Source organism: Caproicibacterium sp. BJN0003 (genome assembly GCF_026314295.1).
In the GTDB taxonomy this organism is placed as follows: Bacteria; Bacillota; Clostridia; order Oscillospirales; family Acutalibacteraceae; genus Caproicibacterium.
The window spans coordinates 1,961,019-1,984,919 of the sequence record NZ_CP111108.1 but is presented as its reverse complement, the minus strand read 5'-3'; the positions used below and the strand labels follow the sequence as shown (position 1 = coordinate 1,984,919).

Annotated in this window: 24 protein-coding genes; 7 read left to right on the top strand and 17 right to left on the bottom strand. The window is 39.6% G+C overall.

Annotation, left to right across the window (positions count from 1 at the left end; all coding sequences use genetic code 11):
- Positions 1-136: 136 nt before the first annotated feature.
- From OP489_RS09920 to OP489_RS09890, 7 genes are all read right to left on the bottom strand, one after another.
- On the bottom strand, positions 137-1,453 hold the full coding sequence (locus OP489_RS09920) for an MATE family efflux transporter (protein WP_416232477.1): 1,317 nt from the start codon (positions 1,451-1,453) through the stop codon (positions 137-139).
- 189 nt (positions 1,454-1,642) lie between these two features.
- Positions 1,643-2,011: an HsmA family protein gene (locus OP489_RS09915; protein ID WP_266163524.1), complete on the bottom strand. Its 369-nt coding sequence runs from the start codon at positions 2,009-2,011 to the stop codon at positions 1,643-1,645.
- Positions 2,012-2,027: 16 nt separating this feature from the next.
- The gene (locus OP489_RS09910; protein ID WP_266161827.1) at positions 2,028-2,582 is read right to left on the bottom strand and encodes a TetR/AcrR family transcriptional regulator; all 555 of its coding nucleotides are present in this window, start codon (positions 2,580-2,582) and stop codon (positions 2,028-2,030) included.
- 197 nt (positions 2,583-2,779) lie between these two features.
- Positions 2,780-3,067 carry a hypothetical protein gene (locus tag OP489_RS09905; RefSeq protein ID WP_266161826.1) on the bottom strand — a complete coding sequence of 96 codons (288 nt, stop codon included), beginning with the start codon at positions 3,065-3,067 and terminating at the stop codon, positions 2,780-2,782.
- 213 nt (positions 3,068-3,280) lie between these two features.
- A complete protein-coding gene (locus OP489_RS09900; RefSeq protein WP_266161825.1) occupies positions 3,281-4,555 on the bottom strand; it encodes an alkaline ceramidase in 1,275 nt (424 codons plus the stop codon).
- A gap of 468 nt (positions 4,556-5,023) precedes the next feature.
- The gene (locus tag OP489_RS09895; RefSeq protein ID WP_266161823.1) at positions 5,024-5,503 is read right to left on the bottom strand and encodes a DUF3021 domain-containing protein; all 480 of its coding nucleotides are present in this window, start codon (positions 5,501-5,503) and stop codon (positions 5,024-5,026) included.
- Positions 5,504-5,513: 10 nt separating this feature from the next.
- Entirely contained in the window at positions 5,514-5,954 is a 441-nt protein-coding gene (locus OP489_RS09890) for a LytTR family DNA-binding domain-containing protein (protein ID WP_266161822.1), read from the bottom strand.
- Between the two features lie 345 nt (positions 5,955-6,299).
- Here OP489_RS09890 and OP489_RS09885 point away from each other — a divergent pair, with 345 nt between their 5' ends.
- A complete protein-coding gene (locus tag OP489_RS09885) occupies positions 6,300-6,893 on the top strand; it encodes a sulfite exporter TauE/SafE family protein (protein ID WP_266161821.1) in 594 nt (197 codons plus the stop codon).
- Between the two features lie 34 nt (positions 6,894-6,927).
- Here OP489_RS09885 and OP489_RS09880 read toward each other — a convergent pair whose 3' ends face one another.
- From OP489_RS09880 to OP489_RS09865, 4 genes are read right to left on the bottom strand one after another with little or no spacing between them, the layout of a single operon-like run.
- Positions 6,928-7,683, bottom strand: a complete 756-nt coding sequence (locus OP489_RS09880; RefSeq protein ID WP_266161820.1) for an ABC transporter permease — start codon at positions 7,681-7,683, stop codon at positions 6,928-6,930.
- A gap of 13 nt (positions 7,684-7,696) precedes the next feature.
- Complete coding sequence (locus OP489_RS09875) at positions 7,697-8,635, bottom strand: ABC transporter ATP-binding protein (RefSeq protein ID WP_266161819.1); 939 nt, start codon at positions 8,633-8,635, stop codon at positions 7,697-7,699.
- Between the two features lies 1 nt (position 8,636).
- Entirely contained in the window at positions 8,637-9,092 is a 456-nt protein-coding gene (locus tag OP489_RS09870; RefSeq protein WP_266161818.1) for a GyrI-like domain-containing protein, read from the bottom strand.
- 4 nt (positions 9,093-9,096) lie between these two features.
- Positions 9,097-9,963 carry an AraC family transcriptional regulator gene (locus OP489_RS09865; protein ID WP_266161817.1) on the bottom strand — a complete coding sequence of 289 codons (867 nt, stop codon included), beginning with the start codon at positions 9,961-9,963 and terminating at the stop codon, positions 9,097-9,099.
- Positions 9,964-10,505: 542 nt separating this feature from the next.
- On the opposite strand from OP489_RS09865, the gene OP489_RS09860 reads away from it, so the two are divergent.
- From OP489_RS09860 to OP489_RS09835, 6 genes are all read left to right on the top strand, one after another.
- Entirely contained in the window at positions 10,506-11,129 is a 624-nt protein-coding gene (locus OP489_RS09860; protein ID WP_266161816.1) for a GNAT family N-acetyltransferase, read from the top strand.
- A gap of 322 nt (positions 11,130-11,451) precedes the next feature.
- A complete protein-coding gene (locus tag OP489_RS09855) occupies positions 11,452-12,210 on the top strand; it encodes a GNAT family N-acetyltransferase (RefSeq protein ID WP_266161815.1) in 759 nt (252 codons plus the stop codon).
- A gap of 225 nt (positions 12,211-12,435) precedes the next feature.
- Positions 12,436-13,170, top strand: coding sequence for a gamma-glutamyl-gamma-aminobutyrate hydrolase family protein (locus OP489_RS09850; protein ID WP_266161814.1), 735 nt, complete (start codon positions 12,436-12,438; stop codon positions 13,168-13,170).
- Positions 13,171-13,458: 288 nt separating this feature from the next.
- Positions 13,459-13,659 (top strand): helix-turn-helix transcriptional regulator, encoded by a 201-nt coding sequence (locus tag OP489_RS09845; RefSeq protein WP_266161813.1) that lies wholly within the window; start codon positions 13,459-13,461, stop codon positions 13,657-13,659.
- Positions 13,660-14,106, top strand: a complete 447-nt coding sequence (locus tag OP489_RS09840) for a hypothetical protein (RefSeq protein ID WP_266161812.1) — start codon at positions 13,660-13,662, stop codon at positions 14,104-14,106. It abuts the gene before it with no gap.
- Positions 14,107-14,490: 384 nt separating this feature from the next.
- A complete protein-coding gene (locus OP489_RS09835) occupies positions 14,491-15,309 on the top strand; it encodes a MerR family transcriptional regulator (RefSeq protein WP_266161810.1) in 819 nt (272 codons plus the stop codon).
- Between the two features lie 380 nt (positions 15,310-15,689).
- Here OP489_RS09835 and OP489_RS09830 read toward each other — a convergent pair whose 3' ends face one another.
- The 6 genes from OP489_RS09830 to OP489_RS09805 all read right to left on the bottom strand — a co-directional run bounded on the left by OP489_RS09830 (position 15,690) and on the right by OP489_RS09805 (position 23,425).
- On the bottom strand, positions 15,690-17,120 hold the full coding sequence (locus OP489_RS09830; protein WP_266161809.1) for an MATE family efflux transporter: 1,431 nt from the start codon (positions 17,118-17,120) through the stop codon (positions 15,690-15,692).
- Positions 17,121-17,206: 86 nt separating this feature from the next.
- Entirely contained in the window at positions 17,207-18,481 is a 1,275-nt protein-coding gene (locus OP489_RS09825; protein ID WP_266161808.1) for a serine dehydratase subunit alpha family protein, read from the bottom strand.
- A 24-nt stretch (positions 18,482-18,505) separates the two neighbouring features.
- On the bottom strand, positions 18,506-18,760 hold the full coding sequence (locus OP489_RS09820; protein ID WP_180340155.1) for a TIGR03905 family TSCPD domain-containing protein: 255 nt from the start codon (positions 18,758-18,760) through the stop codon (positions 18,506-18,508).
- 38 nt (positions 18,761-18,798) lie between these two features.
- On the bottom strand, positions 18,799-20,694 hold the full coding sequence (locus OP489_RS09815) for an alpha/beta hydrolase family protein (protein WP_266161807.1): 1,896 nt from the start codon (positions 20,692-20,694) through the stop codon (positions 18,799-18,801).
- A 166-nt stretch (positions 20,695-20,860) separates the two neighbouring features.
- A complete protein-coding gene (locus tag OP489_RS09810; protein ID WP_266161806.1) occupies positions 20,861-22,243 on the bottom strand; it encodes a YfcC family protein in 1,383 nt (460 codons plus the stop codon).
- 306 nt (positions 22,244-22,549) lie between these two features.
- The gene (locus OP489_RS09805; protein WP_266161805.1) at positions 22,550-23,425 is read right to left on the bottom strand and encodes a LysR family transcriptional regulator; all 876 of its coding nucleotides are present in this window, start codon (positions 23,423-23,425) and stop codon (positions 22,550-22,552) included.
- Positions 23,426-23,901: the final 476 nt, after the last annotated feature.

Genomic DNA, 23,901 nt, shown 5'->3' with positions numbered 1-23,901 from the left:
TTGCGGTATGATTCGGATTGATTCTGTACTTTTACTTTTTATGGTTATGGAGCGTATATTAGAAAAGCGGAGATGCCAATTTGACATCTCCGCTTTTGAGGTTCAATTAAAACTTGTCCAGTTTCATAACAAATAATCAGCTTATCAAAACGTTCTGCTCCTTTTGTTGTCTGCTTTTTAATTTGTGATAGTAGAACGTTCCAACGAGATCTGCTAAAAACCATCCTATGGGTACCGATACCCATATTCCAATGATCCCAATTTGAGGGATCGCAGACAATAGGTATGCGAGCGTAACACGAGTTCCAAGAGAGATAATTGTCAGTATGACCGACATGCCTGGTTTTCGCAGTGCCCGATATAGTCCATAAAACAAAAATAGAAAACCAATACCAAAATAGCAGGCGCCCTCAATCCACAAATACTGCATCCCGATCGATAAAATGTTTGTTTCTTGTGGTTGTACAAAAATCAGCAGGAGCGGTTTTGCAAAAATACAGACAATAGCACTGACAGATATACTAAATAGTACAGTTATAATAAATGCACTTCGAATTCCCTGCTTAATGCGTTTTGATTGTTTTGCTCCATAGTTTTGTGCAATAAAGATCGAGAAAGCGTTTCCAAAATCTTGTAACGGCATATAAGCAAAAGAATCGATTTTTACGGCTGCCGCAAATGCTGCCATTACGATGACTCCAAAGCTGTTAATTAACCCTTGAACCATCAAAATTCCAAAGTTCATGATGGATTGTTGGATACAAGTCATAAACGAAAAATGAGTGATCTCTTTTAGCAGACCAGGTTCTGAAAATTTCTCGTTTTTGTGGATATGAAATTCCGGATAGAAAATTAGGGTATATATCATAATTCCCACACCGGATACAATTTGTGAAATTACAGTTGCAATTGCAGCACCTGCAACACCCCATTGAAAAGTAAGGACCAATAGTAAATCCAAGCCAATATTTAGAGTTGCCGAAATGCCGAGAAAAACGAGAGGGGTAACAGAATTCCCTATGGAGCGTAAAAGTGAGGCATAAAAGTTGTAAAAAAAGGTGGCACCGATTCCCCAAAAAATAATCCAAAGATAACTTCTTGTCAAAGTATATACTTCTAAAGGAATTCGAAGAAAATGCATAATTGGATCAATCAGCAAAAACACGGCAAGGTTCAGAACTGCTGTACATGCTAAAATCAATAAAAAAGAGGTGTAAATACTTTTTTTGAGGCGCTCTGCATTGTTTTTTCCGAAATTAATAGAAAAAACAGTACCGCTGCCCATACACATCCCCATCATGATGGAAGTTAAAAACGTCATAAGAGTATACGATGAGCCTACTGCTGCGAGCGCATTCTTGCCCACAAATTGTCCAACGATCAATGTGTCCACAATGTTGTATAATTGCTGTAATAGATCCCCAACAATCATGGGAACTGCAAAACGCAACATTGATGATGTGATTTTTCCACTGGTCAAACATTTTTCTATATGATTATTCGCCAATATTTCCACCCTTTTAAGACAAGTTCATTAATCTTAATTAAGTATACCATAAAAAATGGATTAAGCCATAAAATCATAAGCAAGACATTACAACTGAGTCAAAATAGTCGAATACCTGTTTTTTGTGAGCCCCCTTTATTTCAACATGGCAAAAATCATGCCGGAGAAGAAAGGGATAAGCCATATGACCCATACGATGATGCTAAACTTGTGGAAATTTTGTAAGCTTTTCTTGTTGCCTCGTTTCAGAACAGTAGTAGCCCAAAATGCATGAAAAATCATGAGTAAAATAGCAAGAAGACCTACAATACCATGAAAATTTAATACAAAACCATTTTTTGCTATCTTGCTCATGATAGTTGTACCAGTTGTATCGAACACTAAACCGACCCAAAACATAACGAGATGCCATGCCTTAAGTCGATGCTGAATCTTTTCGCCCCAAACACCTACGGAGTAAAAGAGGAGCGCCAGACACATGCAGATGATTGACAGAATCAATATAAAAAATCCTCCTGTTTTATAGCAGTTCTCTTAAAAAATCTTCAAATAAATCGTAAGAAATCGTATGCTGCCGAGAAAGTGATACCAAATTGAATAGAATAAATTGTGCAGTATCTTGTTCACTCCTTTTTGGGGAAATATAGCCTGCCTTATGCGCTTTAGAGATAAGAGATTCAATTTGCTGTGCAAATCTTTGTAAGTAACGTTGCTCTAATGTAACACCCTTCTGAACACCTTCGGGGGTTTGATAAAAGGATGGGACAAGCCACTCAACTCGGAAAGCGTTCACATACTGAGACTGCAAATTAAAAATGCAGCGTAACGCGGTGTAAAAGTCGTGCTCCTCCTGTAAAAAGTCCTCAACTTTTATCAAAAACTCGTCCCAGTAAGAGGCCATCAATTCCACCAAAAGATCAGCCTTGGTTGGAAAGTAGTTGTAAATGGTTCCAAGGGCAATCCCACAGCCATGGGATACACTGCGCATGTTTAATGCATCAATGCCCTGTGTGTTTATGATAGCCTTTGCTGTACTTAAGATGTGCTCACGGGCATTCGGAATTATTTTTGCCATATCATCACTCCAACTTATTTATATGAACAATGTTCACTATAGTTTAATTCTTGATACTTGTCAAGAGATTTAAAAGATATTGATATGAAAAATAGATGTAGTATCATATATCTAGTTGATACTACATCTATTTCTATAAGAAAAAAGGAAGAAGAGAATTTTACCCAATGCAAAAAAATGAGGTTGTATGGATTTTGTTATAATGTCCTGTCAATAATTTCTGCCTGCGTAATAATATCCCGCAGTTTGTCGCCGCCCACTTTGTATTCTAAAAGCTCATCGACGGTATCGTAAACGGTACAGTCTTTTTCTACGCGAGTGCACGGTCCAATCGAAAATTTCATTTTGTCGTTCGGCCAGACTGAACTGAGAGTGTAGTCGATTCCTTTCCACTCAAATTCCACATCTCCGCCTCTTGACATACAACTTTTAAATTCACTTAGGCTTTTAAACTGATTTGCATCTTCGTCAACGGTTAGTATCATAGGAATCTCTCCTTTATATTTGTAGAATTCAAATTTAAGTACTTCGTTATTCGGTGTTTTACAGAGACTCAATCATTTGTTTTTTATGTTTTTATTATAATGCTTTTAAATCTTATTTTGGCAGGTTCTATAAATTTTTTTAGTTTGCATAGAGCGTGAAACAAAAACGAGCAACCCGTAAAGGCTGCTCGTTTCTTATTACGCAAAAAAGTGCTAAATATTGGGGGCGTTCTCTGTAACAAATCGGATTAGCTCAGATGCCGAATCACGGCGAAGGGGAAACACTCGGCCATGGTACACATAATAAATCAGCATGGACCAGTAAACCTCATAGCCGCCCTTGTCGAATTCCTCTTCCGTCGGGAAATAGCCGGTGCAGCCGTTTGTATAGCCGCCGAAATAAAAGAAATCGTTATGGAGAAATTCTGAAACACGCAGAGCAAATTCCACCATGATCTCGTTTGCAACGCCGCATAGACAGCCGTTTCCGAGGGAAAAGTATTGCACTTCGATTTTCTCCGTTTGCTGATGAATATCATTTTGGAGCAAATGCTGTACTTGCTTTAGCCAATCCGTACCGTCAATGCCGCAATACTTTTGGGCTTCGTCTGCGATTTCCATGGCACGCGGATAAGACGGCACATCAGCTTTCAATTCGATCTGACGCGAGTACATGGAAAGCTGATCAATTTTTTGTGGACATAGGGACATGACAACGGGTTTTATGTCGTACAGTACAGTTTTTGCCATGTCTTCAAGTGCTGTATCTGAGCGAATAAAGCGTTCATCATTAGCATCAGGCGGATTGATAGCAGATTTAAAGTATCGCGGTGCAATATTTCCAGATGCCCCTTGGGTTACCATGATCGGACATCCGAATTCTTTCCTCAGAGCATCCCGGACAGTACCGAAATAATCTGGGGAAATCAGGTAGTTATCTGCTTTCAGTACACTATTATGCGCGGTCAAACGAAGCAGCAGAAGCTTTAGCTTACCACTTCTGGAATCACAGATCTTTAGAATTCCGATCCGCCTATCCAGTGCATTACAGTCCTTGCGCCGATTTAGCCCGATATTGGTAAAAGCATTTCCCCATACGGCATTTACGGGAGCCATGTCCTGTAGGGCTAAGGCGGCAGCATCTTTTACACGGTCACATACGGAGCGGTAATACTCCGGTGAAGCGCTTTCATTCGGTGCACAATGGCAGTGAGAAAAGCAAAGCATGATTTTTTCGCGGGAAATGCACAAAACTTTTGCCATTTCATCCCGCAGAGTATTTGCATGCTGTTTTGAAAAACCAATGTGATCGATGGTAACGACACAGCATCGTTCTTCACCTAGCTGCCATACGGCTACCTGTGCCGAAAGCGGATGCAGGATGCCGCGGGACAGCTCATCTGCGCGGCCAAAGCCTATGGTTTCTATCGGTTTAGATGGCGTGATATCCGTTTCAGAAAATCCTAGCATCAAAATTTTATTTTTCATGGTACTTTACTCCTTAATTTAAAATGAAAAGGCGCAAAGTTACCCGGATAGATTAGTACTCCATGCAGTCTCTATCCAAAATAACTTTGCATGGAGCAGTGACAATGGCTAGTTTCATATCATCAGACCCTTCTAAATGACTTTATTTTTCATTGTAATATGAGTATATCACAAAAAATGGATACAGATTAATGATTCGTTAAATCTAGAAGCAGATCAAGCTGGGCTTACTTACCCCTCTATCGATTAAATCGGATGACCTGTCATTGTAGCCTTTGTATTATTCTATTTGCCAAAAAGTGAACTTAAAAAATAAATGAAAAAAAGCCGAGAAAAAGCAAAGCCGTCAAATTGGACGGCTTTGCCAGCAGTGTGAGCGTTATGACACGAACCTAGTAAAATTAAGGTTTCATTAAAAGTAGATCGAGAGTAGTATTTACGTTAAAAATTAAAGAGATCAAATGACTGTCAGATTTCGTGTTTCTTGTCATAATTGTTATGAAGCTTCTCATTTATCTGTTGTAATCGTTTTTTCGTACTTAAATACTGAAAAATCCAAATAATCAGATAGATGACAAAGAAAATACCAAAATAGATCAAAATCCCTTTGACATTATGAGGCATCCAGTAGGCGAAATATGCAATTGGAAGAGTTGCTGTTGAACAGACAACCAAATGTGTAATGGTTTGCCGCAGAATGCTCCAGTGGTCAATACTCCAAATCCAAGAGGCTCCACCCCATACGGCTCCATAAAACAGCGAAAGAATTGTTTGAATTATTACAGCATTTATTTCGTTCCCACAAGTACTGATTAATTCCGGGGGAACTGCATAATATTTGCCATCATGAAGAGTTACTGAAATGATGATTGTTATAATCACAGCAATTGTTAAACCGAGCGTTGCACCGAGAAAGCAAGAAAGAGCAAATTTCGTTTTTTTCTTCATTTTATTCACCTCATATTCCAAGTATCTGTTTGATTTTGGTGACAAATCGACGTGATACGTAGGTAACGGTACCATCGTCTAACTTCACACAAATGGTGCCAGTCAAACGAAGATCAAAATTCTTGACCTTTTTCAAATTAATAATTTCCGAATTTGAAATTCGGACGAAGTAGTTTTTGTTTAGTCGTTCCTCGAGCTCATACAAGCGCAATCGCAGGGTATACGTATTCCCATCTGCAATGGCAAAGACCTTTCCATTTTCAGCATAGATTCGGCTGATTTTTTCCTGTTCTATGATCTCAGCACCACCTTCTCGAAATCCAATCATCATTTGTGGTGCTACTTGCGAAATCCTCTTAACGAGATTATTGATTTCCTCTGTTACCTCATTTGTCATAACGATGATTTTAGGTTCTTTGCAGGAGTTATCTACTTTAATTTCTATTTCCATCTGCTCACCGCTTTCGTACGTTTCTAGTATAATGAATGTATGATTTAAATTCCAATATTTTTGAATAAGTGGTTATATTTTGAGCATAGGTGGTTGTTCGTTCAAATTTTCATAAAGATAAGCAAAGTAAAAGACCGACAATTTTTGATTGTCGGTCTTTTACTGAAAAAAGGCGGTTCAAGGCCAATAAAAAATCAGTTTTGTCCGGTCTTTATAAAGTATTAATACTGCCTTTATGGATCTTAACACTATCTTTATAAAAATAATGGTAGTCTTTAATGCGAGCAAAAGCGAGAAGAAATATAAAGTCAGAAGATCATATGCTTTTGCAGCGAAATAACAGAGGTGGAATATGTACATAATCGTAATTGGTTGCGGAAGGCTGGAAATGTAAACTGGCGCTTTGGACTTACGATGTTAATTGGCGGTGTGGTTGGGTCTATTGTAGGTTCCCTATGTTCAGGGTTTCTGCCGCAGAACCTATATAATAAATTGACCGGAATTATTCTGTTGTTACTGGCAGTACAAATGCTTGTCTCATGCATAAAGAATAAGCACAAAAAGGAAAATAGCGAGGATGTCAGTCAGCTCCATAAGAGATCCAACACTATAAAAGCCGTTTGTTTTGGTCTGCTTGGTGGAATTATGTCTGGACTTGTTGGTCTTAGCGGAGGCGGTCCTATTATCGCAGGACTTATGATCCTTGGATGTCAGGCCCTTGAAGCTGTAGGAACTTCAGTGCTTGTGCTATTTGGCATAGCAGTTACTGGTTTTATCACACATCTTGGGATAGGAAGTATCGATTGGCAACTCGTAGGGCTGTTGACGATCGGTACAATTTGCGGTGCTTTTGTTGGCCCCCTTCTTCTCAAAAAGATAGACAAGAAAAAATTGGAAAAGATTCTTCAGCCCGTGCTTTCTGAACATTTACCGCCATAACAGTGACCCTTTTCTGCTGAGAAGATTGTTTGCACTATAGACTTGTCTCTTTTTTTAATCTGTGCAATGCCCATGAAAAGCTGATCAGGCACAGAATGGCAAGTAAAAGAATGGCTAAAATTACATCATGGATAACAATATTTCCCTGTAAGATTAGATCCCGTAAGACATTGATTACGTGAGTAAACGGGTTCAGATTGACTGCAATTTTAAGTCCACCGGATAATTTATCTTCTGGAAATAGCGCTGTGCTGAGAAAAAAGATCGGCAAAACAATCGCATTCATTACGGTTTCATAAAGGAATTCATTGGGAAGGCAAAGACTGATTGCATAAGTTAATCCTGCCATAAAGAAAGCCGTCAAAAAGACAAGCAAAATAATGATAAGCAGTCCAGAAAATCCCGAAGCGATTTTTACCGAGAAAAACAGGCTGACAACGCACATAATGGCGACTTCAAGAAAGGTACATAATACCGCTTCCAATACCTGACCAAGAACGATCGAACTTCTTTGAACTGGAGCAATCAGTATCCGGTAGAAACTACCGTCTGTTTTCATAAGGTAATTCATAATGCCGCTGCTGCTGCAAGTTCCGAAGCATACCAATAGAATCAGTCCGGGGAGAATAAAAGCCGTATAGTTTTGAATTCCAATGCCCTGCATCGCTTGTCCGGCGACAGCACTGTATAAAACCAGCCAAAGCATAGGCTGTAAAATGGTAATCACGATCGTGAAGGCGTTGTGGAAACGCCACTTTATATCTCGTTTAAGTAAAGTTAAAACGTCCATCAACTGGCCTCCTTTACATCTCTTCACCGGTTAACCTGATAAAAACGTCTTCCAGAGTGGGCTGCGTGATTTCAATACCAAGGAAAGGAATATCATGATTAAGCAACCACCGGTTTGCTTTTTCCAAATCCACGTGACCATTTTTTAGACTGGTGATAATTTTATCATGGCGCAAATCCGATTCTTTCAATTTGATCACGCTTTTTAATGGGCCAAAACAGTTTTTGGCTTCTTCTTTCGATGGAAAGTTGATTGTCAGCATATCCTGACGTAAGTACTCTCGAAGAGTATTCGGAGAACCCTCTATAACCTCTTTTCCGCTTTTCATGATGCAGATGGTATCGCTTAGTTGATTGGCTTCTTCCAGATAGTGAGTTGTTAAAAAAATCGTAGTGCCAAAGTCGTTTCTGATTTTCTTTACCATATCCCACATTGCCATGCGGGACCTAATATCCATGCCGACAGTCGGTTCGTCCAAAAACAGGATTTTTGGCTTAGACATCATATTAAGCGCAATATCAAGCCTCCGTTTTACTCCGCCGGAGTAAGACGAAACCGGATATTTTAAATACCGTTCCAAACCAAAGTGAGAAATTAACGATTTCATGTGCTTTTGCGCTTCCGACTTCGGTATCCGATAAAGTCTGCTTTGAAACATCATGTTTTCCGTAAGAGACAGGTGTGAATCAATGGAAGTGCGCTGCGCCACGCAAGAAATTTGTGTGCGGATTGCAGCCGCCTCATGGGTTGCATCTTTTCCCAATAGAATCACGCTGCCGGATGTAGGACACAGAAAAGTGGTCAGTATGTTGATAAGAGTCGATTTTCCTGCGCCGTTTGGTCCCAGCAGAGAAAAAATTTCGCCTTCATTCACCGTCAAAGTAAGGCCATCCAACGCCTGTACTCCGTTCTTATATTTTTTTACAAGGTCTTTAACGCTGATAGCGATCATTTTAATCCTCCCTGATCGGAAACTGAATTTCTGTGATGTACTTATTTGGGTTCCCTTTCAAAAACATTCCGGGACCTTTGATGTAAACCTCACGGAACGGTGGTTGTAATTGCAGCTCATGCTCTGCGGCATATTGGCTGATTGCTTCATAAGCATGAGATAAGGTTTCATATGGGCCGGTATGCGTGGTGCATACCGCCTTGACAGAAGGGACTTCTTTTACTTCAATTCCATTGCCGATTGGAGTTTCCTTAGTTGGTACGCATAAATCCATTTCTCCTATTTTCGTTTTTGGGTTCATTACATAGTAGCAGAAAAACGACGCACCGTTTGATTTCCCCTGAATTGACTTAAAAACACTAGGGAAAAACTGATTTGCCTCGGTGGCAATCCCTTTGTAGTGCAGGAACGCAACACGAACCGATTCAATAGTTCTAATTTCAATCTGGTAATCCACTTTCTCAATTCTCCTTTTCTTTTTTTACTGCAATCCAAACTTCGGAGTGCCCTGCCCGTGGCCTTTCCTCGCTGATCGGATAGACTTCAATATCCGGCAGTTCTGCATAAGTATAACCTGAAAATGGAAGCCACTCTGTAAGAAAGCGCCTGAAAATGCTTTGAATGGATTCTTTAAAATACCCGTCGCTCTCAAAAATCACCCATGTCGCCGCCGGAATTTCATACTCAAACATTTCTTTTGGCACAGGCTGATCGGTTGCGGCCCCTATGTAATAATAAATTTTGTTGGGGCTTTGACATGCGGTAATTCCCAGCACACCTTGTGGGGACTGGTTTGACAGATGGCAGATTTCCAGAAATTGGCTGCTTTTTAATGCTTTTTCCCAGAAAGGCGGGACGTTTCTTTTGTTTTCTTCCATATCTAATGTGAGCGGAATACGGATGCCTACAATGCGCATGGCCTTTTTTTCTTCGACCCGATAGGGCATAACATTACCTCCCGTAATTTTGACTGAAAAGCGAATAGGCGGATATGCATGCAATACGCTTCCCTGTGCTTTTGCAGAGATCGGGGAAATTCCATGCACACTCTGAAATGCACGGTTGAAAGAGGTGGGGGAAGTGTAACCGTATTTGAGTGCCACATCAAGGACTTTGCTGTCTGTCATCTGCAAGTCAAACGCCGCCTGTGTCATTCTCCGCCGCCTGATGTATTCGGATAACGAAATACCAGTTACATAGGAAAATATCCGCTCGAAATAGTAGGTGGAGCAGCATGCGATTTTGGCAGCTTCTTCATAGGAAATCTTACCGGCTAAGTTCTTTTCGATGTAGTCGATGGCTTTGCTCAAATTCTTTAGCCATTCCATTTTTTCACCTTCCTGCGATTATCATATAGCATCAAAAAATTTTAATCCTCGCTTTTGATGCTCTGTTTTGTAAACTCCACTTTAGCGCATTAAAATTTTTATATCAAGTGAGGGGAAATGAAGCATGAGGGAAGATGATTAATTGACTATTATGACGACATTACAGTAGAACAAATTCCGCCATGAATCTCATTGTGTGCGGTCAGGCGAAGCAGCAGGAGCTTTCTTTTGCTGCTTCTTCAGAATCCTGACTCGCGGGTCCGATGCGTTACAGCCCTTGCGCTGGTCGAACCCAATTGGATATGCTGATCGCACAAATAAATTGAATCGTAAATACTTCATTATAATAATTACCCCTTGCGTTCTAAATTTTATGGCGCTATAATAAACCGTGTTAGAGCAGAAGCTTTATCAAATACAATATTTAAGGAGACTGCTGTTTGAAAAACAACACCTTGGAGATTGTCGGCTGACCGGGAGGTTTGCTGAACATATCTCGAACCTCCCAGAGTTGAAAGCAATCAATTTTAGGAGGAAAAATTATGCAAAATAAGTACACGATTCGTTTGGAAACCAAAAGCGATTATAACAATGCCGAAAATCTGACGCGCGAAGCGTTTTGGAATGTTTACCGTCCTGGGTGTTTGGAGCATTATGTCTTGCACACTTTTCGCAGCAGACCGGATTTTGTCCCCGAGCTGGATTTTGTGATGGAACAGAACGGAAAGCTGATTGGGCATATAATGTATGTTCGTTCTGAAATTTGCGCTGATGATGGCAGAGTCATTCCCATTATGACCTTTGGACCTATCAGCATTGCACCAGAGTGTAAACGCAAGGGCTATGGGACTATTCTGTTGCGCTACTCCATGAATGAGGCCAGGAAGTTAGGCGTGGGGGCACTTGCTATTACCGGCAATATTAACTTTTATGGCAAATCCGGTTTTACGGTTGCAAGTACAAAGGGCATTCATTATTATGCCGAACCGCGTGAGGCCGAGGTCCCTTATTTTTTGATCTGTGAGCTGAAACCTGGCTTTTTAAACGGCGTTTCAGGTGTCTACAAAGATCCGGAGGGATATTTTGTGGATGAAAAAGAAGCCGAAGATTTCGACGCCAAGTTTCCCCAAAAGGAAAAGCTGAAGTTATCAGGTCAGATCTTTTAAATCAGTCACAATGTGCAAATGCGGAGCGGTCAGTGACCGTTCCGCATTTTTTGTAGTACTGATAGGAGTTCTAGTGAGCTTATTTTCACTTAAAAAGAAAAGATTATAGAATATGACTATACTTTGGATGAACAGTGCAGTGATACGAAAGTAGTCTTTGCACGGATCTTGGAACTGAATGATATTTATAAGGTGGAAATCATCAGGACTATGATTAAGTGGAAACGAAAACTGCTGTTTCAAAGCAAGCTGTGAAACAAGGAAGCTCTGCCGGATTTAAACAGTCAGATTGGTCGAAATTAATTTTGCAGTGAGGAAAAGAATGGAAAACTTTAGTATGGATTTTTTAAATTTAACACCAGAAAACCTTGCGAGTGAGCATTTATGCTGTATTATCCGCAGCAAAAAGCTGCATCCGGGTGTTGAGGCAAAGCGGAAATGGCTTTCTGAGCGACTTAAGGAAGGCCATGTCTTTCGAAAGCTCAATGCCAAGGCGACTGTTTTTATTGAATATGCGCCTCTTGAAACGGCTTGGGTTCCCATTATCGGTGATAATTATGAATATCTGTATTGCCTATGGGTCTTGGGCAGTTACAAGGGAAAAGGGTATGGGAGAGCACTGATGGAATATTGTTTGGCTGATGCCAAACAGAAGGGAAAATCCGGCGTTTGCATGCTGGGAGCAGCTAAACAAAAGGCCTGGCTTTCAGACCAATCCTTTGCGAAAAAGTTTGGTTTTGAAATTGTGGATACGACCAACAGTGGATATAACCTTCTTGCACTTTCTTTTGATGGGACAACGCCGAGGTTTGCGCAAAATGCGAAAACCCTAAAGATTCAGAGTGAAGATTTGACCATTTATTATGATATGCAATGTCCTTATATCTATCAAAAGATTGAAACGATTAAGCAGTATTGTGAAACAAATAATGTTTCCGCGTCTTTTATTCAAGTGGATACGCTGCAGAAAGCGAAGGAATTGCCCTGCGTTTTTAATAATTGGGCAGTTTTTTATAAAGGAAAATTTGAGACGGTAAATCTATTGGATGTTGAATCCCTGAAGAGAATCCTTAGAAAATAATAAGTTGAGTACTGCATTGATAGGCGGAAAATAACAAAAGGCACGGTTATGGAATTATCTCCATTTCCGTGCTTTTTATTGGTTTTGTGCTTAAGAATTTATTTTATGACCAACTAAATATTATTTATGACTGCAAGTACACGCTAATTACTGTTACAAAATAATCATACCAATGTTATTGAATATTAGTTTTTATATTGAAATATGTAAAAAGAGGTAATCATTATGAACTCATATCCTTCAATTTGTGTTTCGACAGATGGTATTTATCGGGAAGGTAGCCCATTGCGTTGGATTGCCAGTCCGAAAAGTTATCCCGATGCAATTGCTGAAGCGGGTGGACTTCCGTTACTTTGCAGCGAAAACTGCCCAGAGGAGATGGCGGATTTTTGTGATGCTCTTTTGTTAATTGGAGGGGATGATTTATCTCCGATGTTCTATGGTGAGGATGTTTTGAATGAAACAGTAAAAGTCAACGCGTTGCGTGATTCTTTTGAGATGAAGCTAGCTGCGTCATTTTTAAAAAGAAAAAAACCAATTATGGCGATTTGTCGGGGCTTTCAGATAATTAATGTATTGCTTGGCGGCGATTTGTATCAGGATTTAGTGGCTCAAAAGGGACTTTGCCATTTTGATCCTCAATTACGACACCCTGTTCATGCCTGTGAGGGGTCCATACTTGCAAAACTGTTCGGGACAGAATTTAATGTGAACAGTACTCATCATCAAGCGGTGAGAAAACTTGGCCGCGGATTAAAAGCGACTGCTTTTTCCTCAGAAGGAATTATCGAAGCATATGAACATGAATCTGGACTTATTTTAGGAACTCAATTTCATCCGGAACGTTTGACCGGCCCTTATTGGGATGACCGTACGCCCAATATGAGTCCATACTTTGCCTATTTTATTGAGCTTGTTCGTAGTGAAAGCAAAAAAGAGCGAAAAGTCTCTAATACATAAATTTATAATTTGCGATAAGTTATTCAAGAAGCAACATGCAGGTTTTGAAACCTTTCATGTTGCTTCTTTTATTGATGAGGGTACGTTGAGCTATGAATGAATCGTCGATTCAAATTAAGTAGTAACTGTGAAACGATTTCTTTTAAATTTTTATCCATGCAATTTTGCTCAATATCAGTTTTCAATTTTACAAAGTAATTCTTATATTTCAGTAAATTACATTAAAATATGTCACATATAATTGACAATAAGTAACCTATATTATATCATGTGAAATGAGGTGAGCATATGGCGAGGAATATATCGATAAAAGTTGCACGTGCGAAAAAAGATATGACGCAAACCGAATTAGCTGCTGCTGTAGGGATATCAAGGCAAACTATGAATGCAATAGAGCAGGGTACCTATAATCCAACAATTAAACTCTGCCGCGCAATCTGCAAAGTGTTAGATGAATCGCTTGATGGGCTTTTTGGGGAGGAAAATTAGATGAGAAACAAATGTCAGTTTGACGAAAAACAGATACTCGATAGAGGAAAGGCATTTCAAGTTGGGTTTTTGACTGCGATTATTACCACTTGTGCTGCATACCTTCTCACAGATGTGTGCGGAGTTTCGATCAACTCATTTTCACTGTTTTTAATTTCAATTTGGATTCCGATCACTGTTTGCTTTATTCTGCTAATAACAAAGGATGCCTACGAAAATGTAAATTCGTCAATCGGAAAAACTATTTTGAGTATCTATGGACTGGCAGGTCTATTTATATTGGGATCAACACTCTTTTCAATTTTTATAGGAAAAGAATATCTTTTAAAAAATGGCACCTTTTCCGATTCACTAGGACATATCGTAACGGCTATTTGTATGATCATAACTTGTGTGGTTTATTGGGTTAAACGTTGTGTGAATGCTCGGAAATATCGTGATGAATAATTGTTTATCGAAACGAAACTTTTGGTGGTTGGCATATACTTTGATAAGAACAGACTCTGTAGTTAGAATTCAACGATTGCTCTGAGGGAAGTGCTATGCTTTTCTGCTTTTTCTGATTGGTGCCTCTTTCAAAAAAATCATTGAACATTTTATGGTAAGTGCATGATTGGGTACAATAAGATAAGTATAATACTTGAATATTCCTATGTTTTTGAAGCCGTATAAGTATAAACAAGATAAGCGGTAGCGAACGAGTTTTCATTCCATGCTGACGGCGCAAAAAAAGGGAAAAATAAAAAAATTAAAAAACTTGTTGACCTTATCACAGTGTTAAGGTGTATGCTGTAAGCAATGAACCGGTTCACAAAATTATAGGAGATCGAAATGCTTACAATTGGCGAATTTTCAAAACTGTCTCATGTTTCTTCTCGCATGCTGCGCTATTACGACAATATGGGTCTGCTTTGTCCTGTTCACATGGGCAAAGAAAACGGATACCGTTACTATGATGCACAGCAGCTAAAAACTTTACTTAAGATTGAAAGCCTAAAGCAGTATGGGTTCTCTCTCTCCGAAATTCGGGATATGCTTCCACTTTCGCGGGAAGCTTTAGCGCAGAAGATACACTGCCGTGTGTTAAAAGCTTATGAAGAACTGAATGATATGAGAAAAACACTCCGCCATATGGAAGATGATCTGATGAAAATGGAGGAATCGGAATTTATGCAGGAAAAATGTGATGTTATTATCATGGAGACTTCGCCGCAGCGGGTTTTTGGTATTCGAAGGAAAATTAATATTGGTGAAGTTCATGGGCTGTTTCAGGAGTTGAAACAGGAAATGCAAAAGCGCGGGCTAAAACGTGTCGGCGTAACCCAGTTACTTTATCATGGAGAAGAATTTTCTTATGAAAACATGGATGTGGAAGCTCAGGTTGAAGTTGCAGGGGAGGGCCCTGATATCTGTGAAATCCCGGCGCAACTCTGCGCTGCTACAACATATGTCGGGCCATATGAAGAAATCCACTATGCTTACAGCGCTTTGTGCTCGTGGGTTACTGATCATCCCGAATATAAAATCTGTGGGCCTGCGATTGAACGATATCTAAAAGACGAAAACAGTGTGAAATCACCAGAAGAATTGGAAACTGGAATTCTTTTTCCGATTAAAAAAATATCAAAATCAGGTGGCGACAGTAAATAAGTAAATTCAAAAATTCAGTCTAGTAACAGATATAAAAATGGCGGGCACTAAAGAAGTGTCCGCTTAATTTTTTAATAGTAAGGTCTATCTAATTAGATTGATAAATACGGATTTTTAGTATCATTTTAATTTTTACTCTGAGTTCATTTGTAAAAAGTATGGCGAAGAGAGCTGATGTTTACAAATAAGTGCTTTGATGATTATTAAGGAGAATAAAAAAGCTTTTATATCAAAGGGAAAACAGCAAAAGTGCCATAAAATAGGGCTAACAAAATCACGATTCTATGGACGCTTTTTCGTCTGATGTACCGAAATCTTTTTATTTTATGTCTTAGTAGGTGAGGTTATTTCGGGGGGGATTTAGTGAGATACTGTTTTCTTTAAGAGCGGTGCTGTAACGAGGATATGAAATGTTTGATATGGCGCATATTGCCCGAAGGCACTTCACTGTCCGTGCTGCTCTCATCTGACTTCATTTCTCCATATATTTTGTGGTAAAAGATAAATAAAATGACGGTACTGCATAACCAGGTGACTGGATACGCCCAATAAACAACTCGAATATCATTCCAAATAAGGCCCAATCCGAGGATCCAGATCACCCTTATTAGGCACCAACTGATTGCGAGCACAAACAGAGGGATTTTTGCATAACCAGCACCACGCAAAGCACCAGTCAACGCATGAGAAAGTCCCAAAAGAATCAGGAATGGTCCTGCACGTTGGCACATCATAATTCCATACTCAATTACGGCTGAATCAGGATTGAACAAACCAACCAGAGGCCGTCCAAATACGACCATTCCTAAGCCGATTCCCATGGTAATTGCACTAATCAGTATTAGCCCATAATGCACTCCTTTTTTGGTGCGATCATATTGTTTTGCCCCACGGTTCTGGCTAACAAACGTTGTTAGTGAAAGAGACATACTAGTAGCGGGTAACACTGCAAAACTAGCAAGCTTTGAATACGAGCCAAAACCCGCCATAGCCAGTTCTCCAAATTGATTTATATTAGCCTGGACAACGACGTTTGATAAGGATATAATGCAGTTTTGAAAAGCGCTTGGAAATGCGTTCTTTAAGATTGCACGAAGTTGCTTTTTATCCACTTTTAATTCATTCCAATTTAAGCGGTAAGATTCGTCGGTGTGGAAAAGCACCCAAAATTCTCCGGTTACGCTTGCACCCTGTGCAATAACCGTTGCAACGGCGGCGCCTCGAACTCCCATATGAAACCCTGCAACAAAAACTAAATCCAGAACAGTATTTAGAATTACTGATAAAATTAAACTGTATAAAGGGTGACGGTTGTCACCAAGGGAGCGGAAAATCCCACTGCCCATGTTATACATAACCATAAAGAACAATCCTATGGAAATGATCTGAAAATATTCAGTTGCTTCTTCCAAAGCTTCAGGCGGCGTTTGTATCATTGTTAAAATAGGATGACTAAATACGAAGCCCATGGTTGTTGAAATTATACCCAATCCTATTCCCAAAACGACTGCGGTGTGGATACTGCGACGCATTTGGTCGTATAATTTTGCTCCAAAATGAAGCGAAATTACGATACTAGCACCAACGGCAAAACCTTGAGTAAAACTGATCAGCAAATTCACGATGGAAGTAGATGCACTGACTGCGGCCTGTGCTGTGCTTCCACATACTCGGCCGACAATCAAAAAATCCATAGAATTATAAAGTTGCTGAAACAGATTACCCAAAAGAAGCGGGAATGAAAAATAAACAAGCTGGCTCAAAATAGGGCCTTGACTTAAATCAATTATAAAATTTGAACGCTGCTTCATTGGTATAATTCCCTCTCCGACAGTTAAAATAAATAATAAAAGTCCCGGCATCATGCTTTTGACAAGGATGTCGGGAACTTTATTTTTTAGTGTGTCATAATATGAAGAATTTCTCGATCAGTTTCTTTCATACCATCATGAGCGAGATCGCCGATATTTTGGATTGTTGTTTCCAAATCAGAAGCGACCATGCCATCTCCTGCTGGAAAACGGCGATGATTTAATGCCATCTGATATCCGGTTAATCCTGCTTCAACCGCTAATGCGATTTTTGCTGCACAAGACGATTTTGCACCATCACATACCATTCCGGAAGATACAGCTAAGGTATTTATAATGGTATCAGATATCAAAGCATAATCTCCTCCATTCAGATAACAAATTCCTGCGGCAGTACCGGCTCCAGCACTGACAGCTCCGCAAAATGCTGATAGTCGGCCGATACTTGTTTTCTGGTGGATGGTGATAAGGTCAGCTACAGCCAGGGCTCGCAAAAGCTGTTCTTTACTTGCTGATTGTGCGAGTGCATATTGAATGACAGGAACTGAGGCAGTAATCCCTTGGTTTCCGCTGCCGGAAACAATTACAACTGGCATTTCACACCCATTCATACGTGCATCGCTTCCAGCAGCTGCTGCAGCTCGAGCACGAATATCAAGCGAATCATCATTTCGTGAAAGCAAAAGTTTTCCGATTCCAGTACCGTAATTGCCGGACAAGCCCTCTGCAGAAATTGCAGAATTGTATTCGATCTGCTGATCTAAGCAATCAGCTAGATCAGATAAATCCGCGGTGTTAGCAAAGTCCAGAATGTCCCGAACATTCAGGATACTTCGATCCGTCAGTCCTGATTTAGCATTATTTTTTATTGGCCGATCAATAAAGACTTTTTTATCATGAGCTGCGTATACAACATTTGTATGAAAATTGGCAATACGAACCACTGCTGAATGGTTACCTTTCCATGCGGTAATCTGATAGTCAAAAGTCAATGGGGTATTTTTGAGTGATACATGGACCGTTTTCGTTTGCAAATATTCTTTAATTTGCTTTTTTTGCTCTTTAGAAACGTGACTAATGACTTCGAGCTTCTTTTCTGTTACACCAGCAATTACACCGGCAACGGCTGCTGCAGCAATACCGCACATTCCATTGGTATTTGGCACCACTACGCTTTTGGCATTCTTGATTAGATTGCCGCTTACTTCAATCTCCAATCGGTCTGGTTGATCTTCCAGTAAATCTCTGACATAAGAAGCTCCATAGGCTATGGAAATTGGTTCAGTACAACCCATTGCGGGGATGAGTTCTTCTTTTAAAATTTGGATATATTTTTTATAAGTAGGTGAATTTTGCTCCATATAGGTTCATAGGGTCCTTTCGTTTTATTCTTTCTTTTGCTCCAAGGTTTCCTCCAGTGCTTTCGCTAATTGAGCAGGACAAGAGGTGTCTTTCGATTTACATTTAATATCTTGCAAAAGATCAATTAGTTCTTCCGGGGTACGTCCTTCAGCCAATGCAGAAATACCCTTTGCATTTCCATCACATCCGCCTATAAAATGAATATTACGGACGACGCCGTCCACTATATCATAGGTGATCTCATGAGAGCAGACACCGTGAGGGATAAATTTATACAAAAAGCCTTGCTCCTTTACAAATTGTTCAATTCGGTTCTTTAAAGATACCGTTCAAACCATTGATTAATTTCCTCTAAGGCACGAATACGATTTTGGGGTTTCCCAGACCGCAGTAAATTATGATTTTCACCCTTGAAAATTAGAAGCTTTGTGGGAATCTGACGCTGATACAAAGCATAGTACATTTGCCGGGGTTCAGCCAAGGAACAGCGCATATCTTGATCACCATGAATAAATAAGGTTGGTGTTGTAACGTTACAGGCAAAACGCACCGGGGAACATTCCCATAGCTGGTCACGATTGTCCTCGAGAAGACTTGCGCCCATCTGATCTCGCACATAATCCATACCAATATCACTGATTGCTTCATGAGAAATCCAATTAGAAATGGAACGCTGTGATACCGCTGCCTTAAAACGATTGCTATGACCAATTAGCCAATTAACCATAAAACCGCCATAAGACCCTCCGTTAACCCCCAAACGATCTGGATTGATTTGAGGATAACGTTTAATTGCTTCATCTACAAATTGCAGTAGATCTTTCATGTCTACCGTTCCGTAGCGCCCATTGATATTCCCAAACTCATTTCCATAGGTGTCGCTGCCACGCGGGTTACAATAAAGAACAAAGCGGCCTTGAGCTGCAATACATTGTAATTCGTGTAAATAGATGGGGGCGTAAGCACAACGTGGCCCGCCATGAATACATAGAACCGCAGGGTACGATTTATCTTTCTGGAAACTGTCGGGTTTCAGAACCCAACCATGAATTTTGAAACCATCTGCGTCAATAAAAGTAATCTCTTCAGGGGTAGACAGGCGGTACTGTTCCGACAGCTGCTTTACTTGTGCAAGGCAAGTTTCATCAGATTCGGTGATTTGGTAGAGTTCTGCAGAGCGAAAATTTTTCGTACCACAGTAAGCAATGCGCCCTTGCGAAACATCCAAAGATTCCACGGAGTCTGCCGTGCTCAGAAATGGAGTAATTGTACCATCCGTACTTAGCCGACAAATTCCGCTTTGATTGTTTATAGCACTGATAAAGTAGAGCATGTCATCTGATACGCATATCTTTTTACCTGGATCCGGAAAGCTGTCAGCCATTACAGTGTTTACACCGACACTGGCCTCGTATTCTGCAAAGAACTCTATGCTTTTTTTAGGGAAATCAAAATGATAAAAACCACTGTACTCATAGCGTCCATATTTTTCACCGGTACTGCCGGCAAAATAAATTTGATCTTTTAAACAGAAGAGCTGCCTAATGTAGAAACGGCCTGGCGCAATCCACTCTTCGATTTGATTCGGGTTTTCATAACAGTATAATCCAGGTTTGGAGAGACCTACGTAGTTTGATCGATACCCGACAATCAGAAGCTTATTTCCAAAGCACACAGTCTGCTCAATTCGAAATCCTTTTGGAGTAATATGCGTTATAGTCCCATCGGTTAGAGAAATGAAACTTAAGCGTTCTTCTTGCCCATACATCCAACCTTTTCCATTAAATGTGTATGGATAATTTTCAATAATAATCGGATTATCTTTTTCATTTTGGTCTTCAATTCGCGTAAAAACTACCAGCTTGTCATTTCCCCAAAAACTATTTCCATGACAAAATGTACTTACTTTTATATCTTTTGTTTCATAGTTGCATGGATTCCAGATCCTATAAATAGTGCTTTGCTTATCTGGGTGCAATACATACATTAGATTATTATCAGGTGTCCAGGAATAGCTTAAGTTTATACCGGGAGCATTTATATCTTCAGAAGCACCGGTTTCCGTATTTCGTAACCGAACGCAGGGAGAAGTTATACTTTTTTCTTTGTTATATTGTTGAGCGGCGTAAGCAAGATAACGACCGTTTGGCGAAAAGTGCGGGGCAACAATCGATTGCATTTGCCACAAAGAATCAGGTGTTACTGATTGCATTAATGATATACATCGCCTTTCTCTAGCAGCGCCACACAAATTTAGATGCTTTCATGTATCGGTATTTTTTAAATTATAATGGATTGTTTAAACTCTAAAAAGCAGGCTGACTGTTTTTGAAAAAATAAATTTGGAATGTGAATGATTATATCAATCGTGACGGCGATTAACACCAACCAATCGCAACGGCGATTAACAAAGCAACACAGCACTCAACAAACATGATTCCGTAAACAGGAAGAATTAATTTCAACCAGTCTTTGAAGTTGGTGTGTGTTAAAGCTAAGCAAGCAGCCAAAGCACCATTAGCAGGATTCAACAGGTTGGTATATCCATCACCAAGCTGATAGGCTAGAACAGCGACTTGGCGAGAGACACCGATTACATCTGACATAGGCGTCATAATTGGCATGACGGTTGCGGCCTGTGCACTGCTGGAAGGAATAGCAAAATTGATAATAGAGTTGACAATAAACATAGCCACGGCAGCAAGTCCACTGTTGAAATGAATCAGTGTTTGAGAAAGATAATAAACGATTGAGTCCAAAATGCCGGACGAACTCAAAATAGTAGTAATACCTGCGGCCAAAATCATGACCATCATAGAAGGCATCTGACGTGCTGCACCTCTGACCATGACATTCATTGTTTTGCCAAAATCGAAACCAGATACGAGACCGCACAGTATGCCAACAGGTAACATGATACCAGCTAACTGAGAGGTACCAAACTTAAATTTTGTAGCACAGATAGAGAACAGAATAAATCCTGAGAAGAATAATACGAGAGACAGTGCTTGGCGTTTACTTAAGTGTTCTTCAGTGAATTCAGTGGGTGCGGAATCACCAAAATCAATTTTTTCCAGTACACTGTTAGCGGGATTCTTCCGGACGCGAGCTGCATACCATGTCAGGTAGGCAGCCATTGTTGCCAATAGAACGATGGTGAGAGTAAAACGAAGTCCTGCACCTGAGAAAATGGGGAGATGTGCAATATCCTGGGCAACAGCAGTGGAAAACGTGCTGATTGGAGAAGCCATAAAACCACCATAAGCACCCAATGCTAGTACAGCAACTGCAAAAATATTATCTACTTTTAAACGGCGTGCGAGTTCAATACCCAGTGGAATAAAGGGCAAAACTGTCATCACGCCAACCATACCAAGTGCGCCAAAGTAAGCAAACAACAAAGGAATAATAATAAGAACTTTGTTTTTAAACTTTTTCATTAAGACATTGATACCAACGTCTAATGCACCATTTTCAGTTATAACACCAATTGCACCACCTACAACGATCATAGCAATAATCGTTGAACCACTAGCAGATAACGCTGTTTTAGGAGTCTGGAGTATAACATCAATTGGATTAAGAATAATTTTTGGGGTAATTGTAAAAGTTGAAGGATCGACATTGCCATTTACTCGCTGAAAGGAACCGGATGGAACTAGCATAGAAAGGATATAAACAAATCCAATAATAATCAGTAGTATTGTATAGTTAGACATTGCTTTCTTTTGCTTTGGTTTTTGCAAGGCTTTCTCTTTCATGATATCCTCCTTGTTTTGCTTAATTTTTTCTATACAACCGATTTGCAGGCGCGTCTACAAATGGCTGTACGCTAAATGCAATTGACCAAAAATCCCAAATAGATCATAGATCGATACTGCTAGCCTATATTGATCTATGGAAAGATTAACAGAATTTTTATGAAAACGGAAACACTTTTTTAACATAAACTTATTCTTATTTTGAATGGAGCTTACTTTTTATGTTTATTCATATAAAATAGAAAGGAACTTGTCCTGAATGTCATGGACAAGTTCCTTTTTTATTGTTTTAACTTGTTTATACCTTTATCTATTAAGATAAGTGCTAAAGTCATCTTCCTGCAGATAGTTTAAGAAAACCATCAATGCAGGGTTATGATTTTCGGGATTATGCGCGACAACAAAATCAGGGATGTATCCCTTCATAGGAAGAGGAACACTGCGTTCATCTTCTGACAAACGACAATATTCTGGAATCAATGCAAGTCCACAACCAGCATCTGCCATAAGACGCTGCGTGTTGTAGAAGTTGCTCTTTAAAAAACACTTTGGATTGAAACCTGAGACGGTACATTGTTGAAAAAAAGCATCGGTTGCCATATCCTCTTGGACAATTACATTTTCTGAATGAATATTAGAATCTGGATCGCTCCAAAATGGCAAGTCTTTTTTTCCCATTAGTATCCAGTGAGGAGGATATATCGTTTTTATCTGAGCTGGTTGAAATAAGCGAGCGCAATGGCTTGTGGTAAATGCGACATCAACTAGATCCCGATTGAATCGAAACGGAAGAACGTCATAGGAGAACATCCAGCAGCTTACACTAATTTCAGGGTAAATTTCTACAAAACGTAATAAAAGTTTTTGAATAAGCTCTTCCTCATAGGGGCCGACACCAATTTTTAAAAAGCCCTTGCAACTGTTTTTCTTTCCATTCAGTCGATCCACCATGGACTTTTGATACTGAACAAGGTAGACGGCATCGCGATAAAAATCAGACCCGATAGGAGTTAATTCTACTTTATGCTTATTGCGGAAAAACAGGGAAACACCAAGTTCTTTCTCCAGACTAGCAATTTGCCGACTGATAACTGTTTGAGCCACGTGACATTCAGCTGCGGCCTTCGTAAAATTCAAATGGCGTGCGGTACTGATAAAATACTGCAATTTTATAAAATCCAAAATAAACACCTACCTACGAAACAGTTGGAAATATGATTACCATTTTATATGAGTTAACGCTTTTAAAACGAGCATTTTTGTACTCGGATTCCGTTACAAGTTCGTTCTTAAAAGTTTTCAAAAATGTTTTTGATAGGACGCTTTTGAATTTTTGGGGAATCCCTTGAGTTCGAAATTTCTCATTATCATTTTTGAAGCTTTTTCGGCAGACTCAAAGCAACATAACTTTATGCAAAAATGCTATTTCCGTTCGGACAAAAACTCTGCTACTATATAAATATTGTTTGTAACTGCAAGCACATATTAATTCCTGCTACACAATTATTATGCCCAATGTTATTAAATACCGGTTTTTTAAATGATTTTGAAATATATTTGTTGAAATTGTTTCCATATCTTGATTTTAAATCATAAAAAATGATTTTGCAACTTGAAGAACACTTAAAATAAAATTTTAAGATTTTTTATTTTGATTT

Bases quoted from the DNA above. Each gene is read 5' to 3' on its own strand.
- OP489_RS09910 (WP_266161827.1), bottom strand. From the start codon at position 2,582: ATGGCAAAAATAATTCCGAATGCCCGTGAGCACATCTTAAGTACAGCA.
- OP489_RS09860 (WP_266161816.1), top strand. From the start codon at position 10,506: ATGCAAAATAAGTACACGATTCGTTTGGAAACCAAAAGCGATTATAAC.
- OP489_RS09825 (WP_266161808.1), bottom strand. From the start codon at position 18,481: ATGGAGCAAAATTCACCTACTTATAAAAAATATATCCAAATTTTAAAA.
- OP489_RS09855 (WP_266161815.1), top strand. From the start codon at position 11,452: ATGGAAAACTTTAGTATGGATTTTTTAAATTTAACACCAGAAAACCTT.
- OP489_RS09905 (WP_266161826.1), bottom strand. From the start codon at position 3,067: ATGATACTAACCGTTGACGAAGATGCAAATCAGTTTAAAAGCCTAAGT.
- OP489_RS09895 (WP_266161823.1), bottom strand. From the start codon at position 5,503: ATGAAGAAAAAAACGAAATTTGCTCTTTCTTGCTTTCTCGGTGCAACG.
- OP489_RS09830 (WP_266161809.1), bottom strand. From the start codon at position 17,120: ATGAAGCAGCGTTCAAATTTTATAATTGATTTAAGTCAAGGCCCTATT.
- OP489_RS09880 (WP_266161820.1), bottom strand. From the start codon at position 7,683: ATGGACGTTTTAACTTTACTTAAACGAGATATAAAGTGGCGTTTCCAC.
- OP489_RS09835 (WP_266161810.1), top strand. From the start codon at position 14,491: ATGCTTACAATTGGCGAATTTTCAAAACTGTCTCATGTTTCTTCTCGC.
- OP489_RS09920 (WP_416232477.1), bottom strand. From the start codon at position 1,453: ATGTTGCGTTTTGCAGTTCCCATGATTGTTGGGGATCTATTACAGCAA.
- OP489_RS09845 (WP_266161813.1), top strand. From the start codon at position 13,459: ATGGCGAGGAATATATCGATAAAAGTTGCACGTGCGAAAAAAGATATG.
- OP489_RS09875 (WP_266161819.1), bottom strand. From the start codon at position 8,635: ATGATCGCTATCAGCGTTAAAGACCTTGTAAAAAAATATAAGAACGGA.
- OP489_RS09815 (WP_266161807.1), bottom strand. From the start codon at position 20,694: ATGCAATCAGTAACACCTGATTCTTTGTGGCAAATGCAATCGATTGTT.
- OP489_RS09900 (WP_266161825.1), bottom strand. From the start codon at position 4,555: ATGAAAAATAAAATTTTGATGCTAGGATTTTCTGAAACGGATATCACG.
- OP489_RS09865 (WP_266161817.1), bottom strand. From the start codon at position 9,963: ATGGAATGGCTAAAGAATTTGAGCAAAGCCATCGACTACATCGAAAAG.
- OP489_RS09810 (WP_266161806.1), bottom strand. From the start codon at position 22,243: ATGAAAGAGAAAGCCTTGCAAAAACCAAAGCAAAAGAAAGCAATGTCT.
- OP489_RS09850 (WP_266161814.1), top strand. From the start codon at position 12,436: ATGAACTCATATCCTTCAATTTGTGTTTCGACAGATGGTATTTATCGG.
- OP489_RS09840 (WP_266161812.1), top strand. From the start codon at position 13,660: ATGAGAAACAAATGTCAGTTTGACGAAAAACAGATACTCGATAGAGGA.
- OP489_RS09890 (WP_266161822.1), bottom strand. From the start codon at position 5,954: ATGGAAATAGAAATTAAAGTAGATAACTCCTGCAAAGAACCTAAAATC.